Below are 262 nucleotides of genomic sequence, written 5' to 3'. Positions count from 1 at the left end.
GACGCCGCGGCCCGAGACCGAGGTGATGGCGGCCGCGGTCGAGAAGCCCGGCGCGAAGATGAACTTGTGGATCTGGGCTTCGCTCATCTTCTCGAGCTCAGCCTCGGTGACGAGACCTGAGGAGAGCGCCTTGGCCTTGATCTTCTCGGTGTTGAGGCCGCGGCCGTTATCGGCGATGCAGATGATGATGTGGCCGCCCTCGTGATAGGCGGACAGGCGAATGGTGCCCTGCTCGCCCTTGCCGCTGGCGAGGCGCTCGGCG

At 66.4% G+C, this 262-nt stretch carries 1 protein-coding gene; it reads right to left on the bottom strand.

What is annotated here, in order from left to right:
* Positions 1 to 262, bottom strand: a 262-nt coding sequence (locus XH88_RS25565) for an ATP-binding protein (protein WP_333909266.1), incomplete at both ends; no start/stop codon positions are given.

Source organism: Bradyrhizobium sp. CCBAU 51627, from assembly GCF_028128765.1.
Classification (GTDB): Bacteria; Pseudomonadota; Alphaproteobacteria; order Rhizobiales; family Xanthobacteraceae; genus Bradyrhizobium.
Note: the sequence above shows the minus strand (reverse complement) of the source record. Positions and strands in the feature narration are given on the sequence as shown.